The sequence below is a fragment of the Mesorhizobium sp. Arg314 genome (assembly GCF_053714275.1).
Genome location: NZ_JBSKBP010000031.1, coordinates 1 through 12,214, shown reverse-complemented (window position 1 = coordinate 12,214; position 12,214 = coordinate 1). Strand labels below are relative to the sequence as shown.

11 protein-coding genes and 1 tRNA gene are annotated in these 12,214 nt (G+C 65.4%); 8 read left to right on the top strand and 4 right to left on the bottom strand.

Annotated elements, in window-relative coordinates; genetic code table 11:
• Window positions 1-4 precede the first annotated feature (4 nt).
• The 3 genes from ACWGS9_RS25560 to ACWGS9_RS25550 all read left to right on the top strand — a co-directional run bounded on the left by ACWGS9_RS25560 (window position 5) and on the right by ACWGS9_RS25550 (window position 1,540).
• On the top strand, window positions 5-445 hold the full coding sequence (locus ACWGS9_RS25560; RefSeq protein ID WP_095769871.1) for an Lrp/AsnC family transcriptional regulator: 441 nt from the start codon (window positions 5-7) through the stop codon (window positions 443-445).
• A gap of 170 nt (window positions 446-615) precedes the next feature.
• On the top strand, window positions 616-912 hold the full coding sequence (locus ACWGS9_RS25555; RefSeq protein WP_454507864.1) for an adenylate cyclase: 297 nt from the start codon (window positions 616-618) through the stop codon (window positions 910-912).
• Between the two features lie 385 nt (window positions 913-1,297).
• Window positions 1,298-1,540 carry a hypothetical protein gene (locus ACWGS9_RS25550; RefSeq protein ID WP_454507863.1) on the top strand — a complete coding sequence of 81 codons (243 nt, stop codon included), beginning with the start codon at window positions 1,298-1,300 and terminating at the stop codon, window positions 1,538-1,540.
• A 420-nt stretch (window positions 1,541-1,960) separates the two neighbouring features.
• Here ACWGS9_RS25550 and ACWGS9_RS25545 read toward each other — a convergent pair.
• A tRNA-Gly gene (locus tag ACWGS9_RS25545) sits at window positions 1,961-2,035 on the bottom strand.
• Between the two features lie 320 nt (window positions 2,036-2,355).
• Here ACWGS9_RS25545 and ACWGS9_RS25540 point away from each other — a divergent pair.
• The 4 genes from ACWGS9_RS25540 to ACWGS9_RS25525 all read left to right on the top strand — a co-directional run bounded on the left by ACWGS9_RS25540 (window position 2,356) and on the right by ACWGS9_RS25525 (window position 5,218).
• Window positions 2,356-2,856, top strand: coding sequence for a prolyl-tRNA synthetase associated domain-containing protein (locus tag ACWGS9_RS25540; protein WP_454507862.1), 501 nt, complete (start codon window positions 2,356-2,358; stop codon window positions 2,854-2,856).
• A gap of 96 nt (window positions 2,857-2,952) precedes the next feature.
• Window positions 2,953-3,945, top strand: a complete 993-nt coding sequence (gene trxA / locus ACWGS9_RS25535) for a thioredoxin (RefSeq protein WP_454507861.1) — start codon at window positions 2,953-2,955, stop codon at window positions 3,943-3,945.
• Between the two features lie 274 nt (window positions 3,946-4,219).
• Window positions 4,220-4,891: an LON peptidase substrate-binding domain-containing protein gene (locus tag ACWGS9_RS25530; protein ID WP_454507860.1), complete on the top strand. Its 672-nt coding sequence runs from the start codon at window positions 4,220-4,222 to the stop codon at window positions 4,889-4,891.
• Between the two features lie 78 nt (window positions 4,892-4,969).
• A complete protein-coding gene (locus ACWGS9_RS25525; RefSeq protein WP_454507859.1) occupies window positions 4,970-5,218 on the top strand; it encodes a Trm112 family protein in 249 nt (82 codons plus the stop codon).
• A 247-nt stretch (window positions 5,219-5,465) separates the two neighbouring features.
• Here the strand turns inward: ACWGS9_RS25525 and ACWGS9_RS25520 are convergent, their stop codons facing one another.
• Genes ACWGS9_RS25520 through ACWGS9_RS25510 form a run of 3 tightly spaced genes read right to left on the bottom strand, consistent with a single transcriptional unit; the run spans window position 5,466 to window position 11,294 of the window.
• A complete protein-coding gene (locus ACWGS9_RS25520) occupies window positions 5,466-8,795 on the bottom strand; it encodes an error-prone DNA polymerase (RefSeq protein WP_454507858.1) in 3,330 nt (1,109 codons plus the stop codon).
• Entirely contained in the window at window positions 8,792-10,282 is a 1,491-nt protein-coding gene (locus ACWGS9_RS25515) for a DUF6504 family protein (protein WP_454507918.1), read from the bottom strand. Before ACWGS9_RS25515 ends, ACWGS9_RS25520 begins: the two co-directional genes overlap by 4 nt.
• Window positions 10,224-11,294, bottom strand: coding sequence for an ImuA family protein (locus tag ACWGS9_RS25510; RefSeq protein WP_454507857.1), 1,071 nt, complete (start codon window positions 11,292-11,294; stop codon window positions 10,224-10,226). The genes ACWGS9_RS25515 and ACWGS9_RS25510 overlap by 59 nt, the downstream gene beginning before the upstream one ends.
• A gap of 183 nt (window positions 11,295-11,477) precedes the next feature.
• On the opposite strand from ACWGS9_RS25510, the gene ACWGS9_RS25505 reads away from it, so the two are divergent.
• Window positions 11,478-11,915 (top strand): metallopeptidase family protein, encoded by a 438-nt coding sequence (locus tag ACWGS9_RS25505; RefSeq protein ID WP_454507856.1) that lies wholly within the window; start codon window positions 11,478-11,480, stop codon window positions 11,913-11,915.
• The last annotated feature ends 299 nt before the right edge of the window (window positions 11,916-12,214 follow it).

Here is a 12,214-nt window from a genome sequence, read left to right as displayed (position 1 = left end):
AGAGATGGACGCTCTTGACGAGAAGCTGGTGACGCTGTTGAGGCATGATGCGCGGCGCAGCGTATCCGATCTCGCCATCGATCTGGGCGTGTCACGCGCCACGGTAAGGTCGCGCATGGAGCGGCTGGAGAAATCCGGCGAGATCATCGGCTACACGGTGGTGCTGCGCGCCGACGCGGTCGATCAGAAGATACGCGGCGTCATGACGATCGAGATCGAAGGCCATGCCGCCGACCGCGTCGTCAAAGCGCTTGGCGGCCTCGCCGAGGTCTCGACCATCCACACCACCAACGGCCGCTGGGACCTGGTGGTGGAGCTCGGCACCGCCACGCTCACCGATTTCGACGCAGTGCTGCGGCGCATAAGGCTGATCCCGGGTATAACGGGGAGCGAAACCAGCCTTTTGCTGGCGACGCCGCGGACGACGAGAGCACGACTGGCGTAGTTGCACGACCAGCCTGCGCTGGCCGGCCAGCCCGGTGTGGCATCACAGCTTCGTGAGGCTCGGGACGATCGGCGGACCGAAAAGCGTTTGTAGCTGCATGATGTCCGACTTGCCGGGTGCTCCAAAGACCCGAGCGCCCTCCTGAAACCCAGTGCTTTTAGGAGAACACGATGAAACATCTCCTCACGCCGATAATGGCCGGCTTGTTCATAGCCTCCACCGGCATGGCCTTGGCCGCCAACGTCCACTCCGTGACCGGCATGAAAGGTCAGCCGAGCCAAACCATCGGTACCCCCGAGACGGGGTCTGCCACGCCGGGCCACGCCGCCTCCGCTCCGGGTTCGGCCTTCAACCCGGATGGAAACGCGGGAACCCATTACGCAGGCACGCAGCCGCAGAACTCGAAGAATCCGAAGAGCGTATCGCAGTACGACGTTGCCGGCTTCCAGCAGTCCCACAATCACTAATGCATGTCGCCCAGAAGTGTGCGCGGTTCTGGGACAACGACATGCATAAAAACAAGGGCTTAAAGCGCGTCGCCTGAATCCGTTTCAGAGCGACGCGCTTTAGGTGGCGGGGTTGCGCAGGGCGAAGAAAGCGAAGACCCGCAAAGAGCGCAGCTCGCATGACGGATGCCAGCGTTCGCCGCCGCGGCAGCGGGAATGGGCGCCGGTGTGAGGCCAAGAAGGCTTGATCACACCGGCAGCCGCTTTATGAAGAGCGCGTATCCGTCAGCCTCCGTCGCAGCCGTCGCCCATGTAGGTTCCCTGGCCGGCGGCACGCTGAAGCCGCTGATCCAGTTCATTGATCTGTCCCAGGATCGAACGGCCTGAAGTCGACGCGGTGTGCTGGATGGTATCCGCCGGCTGCATCGCAGCGGGTGAGGCGATCCGGCCCGCCGGATTGGCGTCTTCAGGCGACGGCGGCGAACGGGACCGACGAATTGATGGCCTGCCCGACAATTCCTGCATTGGCCTGGTCGGCAAGTTGCTCGGCTTCCCGTCGCGTGAGCCCAATCAGCAGCCGGCCTTCTATTTCCGCCGGAAGGTCGGAAACCAAATCACAGACAAGCCAGCTATCGCCTGGATCCTGTAAGGCTGCGTACCCCATGACCGATGTTCTTTGATCTGGTTATGCCCCAACGTAACGACTTGCGGGAAACGCTCCCGGCTAAACTGCCCGGCTGGATTTTCTCCAGCACTTTCACCGAACAGTACAGTTGTCGGACGCCAGGCAAAAGAGGCTCTACAGTCCCTTTGGCATGCGACCCAAGTCTGATGAGCCGCCGACACTTTCCAGACGATGGCCGCTACCTGCCAGGAGAAGGTAGCGCGCGGCTTGCGCCGTCGATCTCTTCTGCACGAAATCCGTTGCGGAAATACGCGATCGACGGCCCCCTCTCCGACAGTCCGAGCGCAATCCTGGGATTGGCAGCCGGGCTCTTCGCAAGTACCCAAACGCGAAAAAGCCGCGGAGAACCGCGGCTTTTCGTTTGCTTGATCCCCTGGGGGAAACTGGAGCGGGTGAAGCGATTCGAACGCTCGACCCCAACCTTGGCAAGGTTGTGCTCTACCCCTGAGCTACACCCGCTCGCGCGGCCTTGGGCCGCAAGCCGCGCCTATATGGCCGAAGAGCGCGGCGATTGCAACAGGGAAATGACGGTCTTTTTGGAGCGAGCTCCTTCCGCGACGAGGTTCGCTTCGAAAGCGTGGAAGCGGGGCGGCCCGAAACCGGGCCGATCGCAATTCCGCACGGAAAACCGCGATGCACTTCCTGGAACTGCGCTCCTGCTTGCCGCAATTCTTGCACGGAAAGCTGCTGCGCATTTTCCTGGAATTGCTCAGGCAGCCTTGCCCCGAAGGCACCATTGGCCGTAAACGGCATGACCCTGCCGGACGATGCGAGGACCGATGCCGAAAACCGAAGCCGAGCTCAACGCCTTTCTTGCCGATCTCGGCATTGCCGTCTCGACCGTGCGGCATCCACCCTTGTTCACGGTCGCCGATTCGCAGGCGCTGCGCGGCGAAATCCATGGCGGCCACACCAAGAACCTGTTCCTCAAGGACAAGAAGGACAGTTATTTCCTCGTCACCGTCGGCGAGGAGGCCGTGGTCGATCTGAAGCAGATCCATCACCTGATCGGCGCCGCCGGCCGGGTGTCGTTCGGCAAGCCCGAGATGCTGATGGAGCTGCTCGGCGTCATCCCCGGAGCGGTCACCGTCTTCGGCCTGATCAACGACACCGAAGGGAAGGTCAAGGTGGTGCTCGACCAGGAGTTGATGAGCCACGACGTCATCAACGGCCATCCGCTGACCAATGAGGCGACGACCTCGATCGCCGCCGCCGATCTGATCAGATTCGTCGAGGCAACCGGCCACGATCCTGTTATCTTGAAAGTCCCATTATCTTGAAAAGCAGGGGCTGATCGCCACATGGAGGGCGATTCCGAAATCCGACAATGACGCGCCGGGCGCCGACGCCGGGAGCGCGACCGAAAGGGCGAGACGATGAGTGACAACAATCCGTACAGCAGCTCGTTTGGCGGCAATGGCGGCCAATACGCCCAGACGGTGCAGTATGGCGGCGGCGACCGCGCCAAGGTTTCGCTGGGCGACGCGCCGGCCGCGGCCGACCTGATCAAGGACACCACGACCGCCAGCTTCGCCGCCGACGTCATCCAGGAATCGCGCCGGCAGCCGGTGCTGGTCGACTTCTGGGCGCCATGGTGCGGACCCTGCAAGCAGCTGACGCCGCAGCTCGAAAAGGCGGTGAACGCCGCCGGCGGCAAGGTCAAGCTGGTCAAGATGAACATCGACGACCATCCCTCGATCGCCGGCCAGCTCGGCATCCAGTCCATCCCCGCGGTCATCGCCTTCAAGGACGGCCAGCCGGTCGACGGTTTCATGGGCGCGGTCCCGGAAAGCCAGATCGCCCAGTTCATCCAGAAGGTCGGCGGCAAGGGCGGCGGCGCGCCGCAGATCGCGGAGGCGCTTGCCGCGGCGACCGAGGCGCGTACCGCCGGCGACGTGCAGACCGCGGCCGACATCTATGACGCGATCCTGGAGCAGGCGCCGGAGACGATCGAGGCGGTCGCGGGCCTGGGCGAGATCCTGTTCGATGCCGGGGACGCGGAAGGCGCCGAAGCCGTTCTGGCCCGGGCGCCCGAGGACAAGAAGGACGCGCCGGCGCTGGCCGCGCTGCGCACCAAGATGACGCTTGCGGCGGAAGCCGCGGCGCTCGGCAATCCGGCCGAGTTCGAGCGCCGGCTCGCCGCCAATCCGGCCGACCATCAGGCGCGCTTCGACCTGGCGATGATCCAGAACGCGCGCGGCGAGCGCAATGAGGCGGCCGACAATCTGCTGGCGATCGTCAAGGCCGACCGGACCTGGAACGACGACGGCGCGCGGGCGCAGCTGTTGAAGCTCTTCGAGGCCTGGGGAATGACCGACGAGGCGACGCTTGGCGCGCGGCGCAAGCTGTCGTCGCTGCTGTTCTCGTAGAGCGGTTCAGCGTTTCACAGAATCGCCGAACCGCTCTAAGTTTTGCTTCTGCGCAATTCCGGAGGGAAGGCTACGCCGAAGGCGCCGAGCCCAACCGCTACGTGGCTTTCCTGGAATTGCTCTGAAGTTTTTTGCCGGCTGTCGTGGCCGGCGGGCTTGAGCAGCGGGGCTTCAGCGCCAGATAAGGGCAGGTCCGGCGGTCAAGACGAGTTTGCCGGTGCGAGAGGAGATTGCAGGTTGATGCGCTTGCCGGCGTTGCTTTGGGAGGGTTGCGGTGCGCGTCGGTAACGCACTCTACCGGCTTGCCAAGGATCTGCCGCCGGCGATCCCGGTGTTCCCGCTTGCCGGAGCGCTGCTTCTGCCGGGCGGCCGCATGCCGCTCAACGTCTTCGAGCCGCGCTACCTGCAGATGATAGACCAGGCGATGGCGGGCTCGCGGCTGATCGGCATGATCCAGCCGAGCCTTGACGGCGCCTTGCGCGATGACGGCGAGCCGGAGCTGTGCAGCGTCGGCTGCGCCGGACGCATCATTTCGCTCGCCGAGACGGGCGACGGCCGTTACCTGATCTCGCTGCAGGGCGTGTGCCGGTTTCGCATCACGCAGGAGCTCGCGGCAAAGGCGCCTTTCCGGCAATGCCGGATCGCGCCGTTTCTCGCCGATCTCGTGGAAGACCAGGCCGGCGCCGAGGTCGACCGGCCAGCGCTGCTCAAGGCTTTTCGCGCCTATCTGCAGGCCAACGATCTCGAGGCCGACTGGGAGAGCGTCAGCCGCGCCGAAAACGGCATGCTGGTCAACGCGCTGTCGATGATGGCGCCTTACGGGCCGGCCGAGAAGCAGGCGCTGCTGGAAGCGGCGGACCTGAAGACGCGCGCCGACACGTTGATCGCCATCACCGAAATGGCGCTGGCGCGCGAGGATGACGATTTTGGCTCCAGCATCCAGTAAGTGTATTGATATTCAGGTGAGGTCGGCCTGATCTGAATCTCATTACACTTAAGCCTGTGCAGCGGATGGAAAATTGCCATGGCAGCGGATGGACGCGAGGGGCGCAGGGCCGAGGTCGACCCGAGGCTTCTGGAATTGCTGGCCTGCCCGCTGACCAAGGGGCCGCTGACCTGGGACGCCGAGCGCGGCGAGCTGGTTTCGCGCGCGGCGAAGCTTGCCTATCCGGTGCGCGACGGCATCCCGATCATGCTGCCTTCGGAGGCGCGCACGATTTCGGCCGAGGACATGCTGGCGCCGCCGCCGCCGCGGCTCAGCGGGCCTTCGTAATCGGGTTTGCGCTGTCATGCGGCCTTCGAGATTGGCGGGACGTCCCTTACGTCGTCATCCCAGGGCGGAGCAGCCGCGAAGCGGCGTCGCCGAGACCCTGGGATCCATGCCGTTACCTTGATCATAGAGTACAGCGGAGCAGAATTCGGCACCGAGGTGGCGTTCCGAGGTCACGGCATGGATCCTCGGGTCGACGCCGCGTCGCTACGCTCCTTGCTCCGCCCGTGGATGACGAAGGCCCTTGTACCTACTGAAAATTCCGCCCCTTGGGCATGACCTGCTGTGCCGTACCTGACAGCGTTGCGACGTCGTGGCGCACCGGCAGGCCGCGATTTGCTGGCTCTGGCCGATCCGGAGACTCAGCGGGCTGATGCTCGATGACGGGTGCTTCGTGCAGCAGCACGCTCAGCCAGGAGGTCAGGTCCTCGATCCTGTCGGCGACGATGTGGATGACGTCCGATTCATGCTGCAGCTTGCCGGTGACGCGGATGAAGCGTGCGCCCATGACCACCGAGCGGAAGCGGTCGAAGACCCGCGGCCAGATGATGACGTTGGCGATCGAATTTTCGTCCTCCAGCGTGAGGAAGATCGCATTGCCCTTGCCCGGACGCTGGCGCACCAGCACCAGCCCGGCGACGGAGACGCGGCGGCCGTCGCGCACCGACGGCAGGCGGGCATTGGGGGTGACGCCGGCTCGAGTTAGCCGCTCACGCAGGAAGGCTACGGGATGCTCCTTCAGCGACAGGCCGAGCGAGCGGTAATCATGGACGACATGCTCGCCGAGCGGCATCTTCGGCAGCTTCGTTTCCGGCTCCAGCTCGCGCAGGCTGAGCGACGGCTGGTCGAACAGCGGCAGTTTCTCGGCGGCGCTCTTGCCGTCAAGGGCGCGGACTTCCCAGAGCGCGGCGCGACGGTCGAGACCGATCGAGCGGAAAGCGTCGGCCTGCGCCAGCTTTTCGATCTCGCCGACATCGAGGCCGGAGCGCAGCCAGACATCCCTGACCGACCGATAGCCCTCGCCGCGCCGGGCGACGACGGCATCCATGCGCTCCTCGGACAGACCCTTGATCTGTCGGAAGCCAAGCCTCACGGCGTGCGCGGTCTCGATGACGCCGCGCATCGAGGCATGGCGTTCGAGAATGCGGGACGGATCGAAGGCGGTGGTCTCCAGCGTGCAGTCCCAGACGGAGTGATTGATGTCGACCTCGCGCACCTCGATGCCATGGTCGCGCGCGTCGCGCACGAGCTGGGCCGGCTGGTAGAAACCCATCGGCTGCGCGTTCAGGATCGCGGCGCAGAAGACGTCGGGATAGAAGGTCTTGAACCAGCAGGAGGCATAGACCAGCAACGCGAAGGACGCGGCATGGCTTTCGGGAAAGCCATATTCGCCAAAGCCCTCGATCTGCTTGAAGCAGCGCTCGGCGAACTCTCTAGGGTAGCCCTTCTTGACCATTCCTTCGACCATTCGCGTTTCATAATTTCCGATCGTGCCGGTGCGCTTGAAGGTCGCCATGGCGCGGCGCAACTCATCGGCCTCGCCCGGCTTGAAGCCGCCAGCGACGATGGCGATCTTCATTGCCTGTTCCTGAAACAAAGGCACGCCTAGCGTCTTGCCGAGAATCTCTTCCAGCTCGGGCTTGGGGTATTCGGCCTTCTCCTTGCCCTGCCGTCGGCGCAGATAGGGGTGCACCATGTCGCCCTGGATCGGGCCCGGACGCACGATCGCCACCTCGATGACGAGGTCGTAGAAATTTTGCGGTCTGAGGCGCGGCAGCATCGACATCTGCGCGCGCGATTCGATCTGGAAGACGCCGAGCGTGTCGGCCCTATCGATCATGGCGTAGACGCGCCTGTCCTCTTCCGGGAGGGTGGCGAGCACATAGGGCTGTCCAAACGGATCCCGTGCCCCTGGATAATGATGCGTGAGCAAGGTGAAGGCGCGCTTCAGGCAGGTCAGCATGCCGAGCGCCAGCACGTCCACCTTGAGGATCTTGACCGCGTCGAGATCGTCCTTGTCCCACTCGACCATCTTGCGCTCTTCCATCGCCGTCTTGACGATGGGCACGACCTCGTCGAGCCGGTCTCGGGTGATGACGAAGCCGCCGACATGCTGGGAAAGATGGCGGGGAAAGCCCATGATCTCATTGGCGCGCTCCAGCACCTGCCGCGACAGCGGATCGGTGCTGTCGAGCCCGCCGGCATTGGTTTCCCTTTCGCCGAGCTCGGAGGTCGACCAGCCCCAGATGGTGCTGGACAGCGCGCTGCGCACATCCTCCGACAGGCCCATGGCCTTGGCCACCTCGCGCAGGGCCGAGCGGCCGCGATAGCTGATGACGGCAGCCGCGAGCGCGGTGCGCTTGGCGCTGTACTTCTCGTAGATATAGGCGATGACCTCGTCGCGCCGCTCATGCTCGAAGTCGACATCGATGTCGGGCGGCTCGTTGCGTTCCTCCGAGATGAAACGCTCGAACAAGGTGTCGATGCGTTCGGGCCCGACCTCGGTGATGCCGATGCAGAAGCAGATGATCGAATTGGCGGCCGAACCTCGGCCCTGGCAAAGAATGTCCTTGCTGCGGGCGAATTTGACGATGTCATGGACGGTCAGGAAATAGCGCGCATAGTTCAGGCGCTCGATCAGGGCGAGCTCGCTGTCGATGCGTTTCAGCACACCCTCGGGAACACCGGCCGGATAGCGAACGACCGCGCCTTCGCGCGCCAGGCGTTCGAGCTCGGCCTGCGGGCCGAGGCCGGATTCGGTCGGCTCGTCCGGATAATTGTATTCGAGATCGCTGAGCGAAAAGGCGAGTTCATCGGCAAAGCGCAGCGTTTCGGCCAGCGCCTCGGGGTGGCGGCGGAAAAGCCGCGCCATCTCCAGCGGCGGCTTCAAATGGCGCTCGGCATTGGCGGTCAGCTCAAGCCCGACCTCGGAGACAGGCGTGTTGAGGCGGATCGCGGTGAGCACGTCCTGCAGCGGCCGGCGGTCGGCGGCATGGTAGAGCACGTCGTTGGTCGCCATCAGCGGGACGCGCGCGTGCTCGGCCATAGCCGCCGCCTGCTCGATGCGGAAACGGTCGTTGCCGGCATAATCCGGCGCCACGGCGAGCCGGAGCGCCGAGCCGAAGCGATCTTTAAGCCGGCTAATGAGCCGCAGACTGTCTTCCGCGCTGCCGGACAGATCGGGCAGCACCGCCAGCGACATCAGATCGCCCCATTCGAGCAGGTCGTCGAGCCCGAGCAGCGTCGCGCCCTTCTCGTTCTCGTCGCGCAGATTGGCCTGGGTCAGCAGGCGGCAGAGATGTCCCCAGCCCTGGCGGTCGCGGGGATAGGCGAGGATGTCCGGCGTGCCGTCGCCAAAAACCAGGCGGCAGCCGGGATGATAGGCAAGCTTCTCGACCCTGGCCTGCTGCCAGGCGCGCACGACGCCGGCCACGGTGTTGCGGTCGGCGAGCCCGATCGAGGCAAAGCCATAGAACTTCGCCGTGACCACCAGTTCCTCGGGCTTGGAGGCGCCGCGCAGGAAGGAGAAGTTCGACCGGATGCCGAACTCGGCAAAGGGGATGACGGTCAGCGCGTTCATGCGAACACCCCATGCATGAACCAGCGAGGCGGCGCGGCTTGCGAGGCGGTGCTGTAGAGGCCCTGGCGGTAGAGCCAGTAGCGGCGCCCTTCGCTGTCCTCGATGCGGTAATAGTCGCGGGTCGGCGCCTCGTCCTCGCCGGGAAGCCGCCGCCACCATTCGGCGGCGATGCGTTCCGGCCCCTCGGCGCGGGCGACGCGGTAAAGCGCGCGCCGCCAGCGGAAATTCATCGGCGGACCTTCCGGGATCTCGGTCGCCGGCACCTCGATCGGCTCGGGCGAGCGGAACAGCCGCACCGGCCGCTCCGGCGGGTAGATGGTCATCGGCGGCGCTGTTCGGGGCGGCGCGGCCCGGTCGGTCGCCGGCGCCCGTCTTTGCGGAGCTTCCGCGAAAGGCACGATTGCGACGGCGCGCTCCGGCAGATGGCTCTCGACGACGACCGGCTTCAGCACGGCGGCCTCGCCGAGGCGGGCGCGGACGCGGTCGGCAAAGAGCGCGATGTCGGCGTCGTCATCGTCCGCCTCGCCGGTGAGGTCGCCCTGGGCCAAGTCGAAAGCGGCGACCGACAGCACGGATAGCCGCACAAGGTCGAAACCGAAGCCGGCGTCGATGTTCTGCTCCAACGCGGTGAGCCGCTCATGGAACAGTTTTTGGATCAGCCGAGGCTCGCGCATCGGGCGCGAGGTGCCGACCGCGATGCGGCTGACGGCGCCGTCGACGCGGAAGAGAAGCAGCGCCAGCGTCCTTGCGCCTTCGCCGCGCCGTTCGAGGTCGGTCTTCAAGGCGATCGCCAGCCGGCTCACCAGCCGCTCGATATCGTTGGTGAGCATGACCGGCTCGGCAAGGTGGCGCTCGACCGAGAGCGGCGCGACGGGAAGGCGCGGCGACACGGCCTCGTCGAGGCGGCCGAGCGCCTGGTCGAGGCGCAAAAGCAAAGTGACGCCGAAGCGGCGCGCGAGCGGCGCGCGCGGTGCGGCCATCACCGCGCCGGCGGTGCGCAGGCCGACGCTCTCCAGGCCGGCGCGGGTTTCCGGGGCGATGCGCAGCGCCGACAGCGGAAGCGGCGCCAGAAGCGCCTCCTCCTCGCCGCCGGCAACGATACGGTCGCCATGGAAGCGCGCCGCCGCCCAGGCGGTGCCCGGCGTCGAGGCGAGGCCGGCGCGGACATCGAAACCCTGCTGGAAGAAGCGGGTGAGGATCTCGTCCTGCATGGCGCGCTCGCCGCCGAACAGATGCGTGCAGCCGGTGACGTCGAGGAACAACCCGTCCTCGGCGTCGATCGCCACCAGCGGCGTGTAACGGTCGCACCAGTCGGCGAGGCCTTCGAGCAGGCGGCGGTCGGCTTCCGCGTCGGCCTCCACCACATCGATCGAGGGGTGCATGGCGCGGGCATCGGCAATGCCCATGCCGCGCTTCAATTTGAGCGCCTCAGCCCGCTCGTCGAGGGCTGCGATGCGTTGGGTGTTGTTGTCGCGATGACTGATCACCAGTGGCAGGTGATGCGAGGGCCGGGAACGCCAGGACCGCCCCAGACGCTGGCGCAGGATCCGCTCCGCGGCCAGATGCGGGAACCACAGCGACAGAATTCTCTGTTCTTTCTGCAAAAGCGTGCTCATTTGGGTTCCACTCCAGTGTGAATTGTCCGGGCAGGGCCGTGCGGCTCTTGCCGATATCGACTTTGAAGGCGGGACGGCCGATCGAGCCGGCGAGCGGACCGGCGACCGTTTCGCGGCTCGCCGCCGGTGCGGCCGAAACGATGAGGCGCACGGGCGCGGCGGTGGGGTCGGCCTCGCCGGCCTGGCGCAACAACAGCACCGGCCGGCCGGCGCTCTGGGCGCGGGCGTGCAGGCGGCGCGTGGCAGTGAGGTCGAGCCGTTGCGGACTGCCGCGGATCTCGAGAATGACGGCGGCGAAGGCCGTCATGCGGGCGGCTTCCTCGGCGATCCATAGCGCGTCCAGCAGCTTCGGCGCTTCGGAAAACAGCAATTGCTCCGGCTCGATGCCGAACAGGGCGTGAAGCCCCCTGGCATAGGGAAGGCCAGCCTCATGAAAGATTTCCGCCGTGCCGACCCAAAGGATCGGCAGGCCCTGCTTCTGCTTGAGGATCAGGCTTACGAGCGAGAGCGCGAAGCCGGCGACCGCGCCGGCATCGCGGGTCTCCAGGCCATGGATTTCGCTGAGCGCCGCCTTGGGCAGACCGCCGCCAAGGGCGGTGTCGAGGCGTTCGATGCCGGTGTGCAGGAAGGCGTCCGCCGAGGCCACGGCAAGGCCGCGCCGGACAAGCGTCATATCCGGCGTCATATCCGATCCGCCCGCATCGTCAGAGCGGTTCAGCTTTTCGGCAATTCCGGACGGAAAACCGCCTCGCACTTTTCCTGGAATTGCTCCAGACACGCCAGGCGCCGGGGCTTGCAGGCGCTCGGGCAGCGTTCCTTCGATCTTCGCGATCTGGCGGCGCAGGGCAAAAACAGTGTCCCGCGCCACGGCGTTCATCGCCATGACGTTCACTTCCGGCAGAAATTGTTCCTGTTATGTTCCTATAGATTCCAGAGGCGCCCGGAAGAGTCAAGCAGAGTCACAAGGAATTTATTCCTTCGCCTTTTACCCTGAAAGCGAACGGCCAGCCGGCTCATTTGCCTCGACCGGCGCGAAAGCCTATATGCCGGGGTCAAAGGACATTTCATGGCCCGTATCTACAAGACACGCACCTGGCACGACCAGCTCTCGCCGTCGATCGACGAGCTGGAGCTTCTGGCGCTGGAGACCTATGCCCATCTGCCGGAAGAGTTCCGCAAGCTCACCGGCGAGATCATCATCCAGATCGCCGATTTCCCGACCGACGAGATCATGGACGACCTGTCGCTGGAGACGCCCTTCGACCTGCTCGGCCTGTTCGAGGGGCGCGGCATCGCCGAGCGCTGGAACCCGCAGACCGGCGAGGGCCCGAACCGCATCACGCTCTACCGTCGCGCCATACTCGACTATTGGGCCGAGAACGAAGAGACGATGGGCGACATCGTCACCCATGTGCTGATCCACGAGATCGGCCACCATTTCGGCCTGTCGGACGACGACATGGAGCGGATCGAGGAAGCCGCCGAGCAGGTGGCGCCGGGGTGAGCGCACCTCGTCATCCTAGGGCGTAGCAAGGAGCGAAGCGACGCGCGCAGACCCTAGGATCCATGCCGTTCCATCAACACCAAACCAGCGGTGCAGAACGGAACGCTTGCCGCCTGACACACACTGCAAATCGTCCACGATATTCTGATCCGCCGCGCCCTCCGGCAGAGGTCACGGCATGGATCCTAGGGTCTGCGCTCCGCTCCGCGTCGCTACGCCCTAGGATTGTTTGAGAAGGATCGGGTAGTTTGGCGGCCGGGACTGCGGCCCATCACAGCCGGCAGTCCCGGCGGCAGGCG

What these genes read in the sequence shown, in the direction of transcription:
- ACWGS9_RS25505 (WP_454507856.1), top strand. Translation starts at nt 11,478, where the DNA reads ATGGCCCGTATCTACAAGACACGCACCTGGCACGACCAGCTCTCGCCG.
- ACWGS9_RS25525 (WP_454507859.1), top strand. Translation starts at nt 4,970, where the DNA reads ATGGCAGCGGATGGACGCGAGGGGCGCAGGGCCGAGGTCGACCCGAGG.
- ACWGS9_RS25550 (WP_454507863.1), top strand. Translation starts at nt 1,298, where the DNA reads ATGGTATCCGCCGGCTGCATCGCAGCGGGTGAGGCGATCCGGCCCGCC.
- ACWGS9_RS25560 (WP_095769871.1), top strand. Translation starts at nt 5, where the DNA reads ATGGACGCTCTTGACGAGAAGCTGGTGACGCTGTTGAGGCATGATGCG.
- ACWGS9_RS25520 (WP_454507858.1), bottom strand. Translation starts at nt 8,795, where the DNA reads ATGAACGCGCTGACCGTCATCCCCTTTGCCGAGTTCGGCATCCGGTCG.
- ACWGS9_RS25555 (WP_454507864.1), top strand. Translation starts at nt 616, where the DNA reads ATGAAACATCTCCTCACGCCGATAATGGCCGGCTTGTTCATAGCCTCC.
- trxA (WP_454507861.1), top strand. Translation starts at nt 2,953, where the DNA reads ATGAGTGACAACAATCCGTACAGCAGCTCGTTTGGCGGCAATGGCGGC.
- ACWGS9_RS25540 (WP_454507862.1), top strand. Translation starts at nt 2,356, where the DNA reads ATGCCGAAAACCGAAGCCGAGCTCAACGCCTTTCTTGCCGATCTCGGC.
- ACWGS9_RS25510 (WP_454507857.1), bottom strand. Translation starts at nt 11,294, where the DNA reads ATGGCGATGAACGCCGTGGCGCGGGACACTGTTTTTGCCCTGCGCCGC.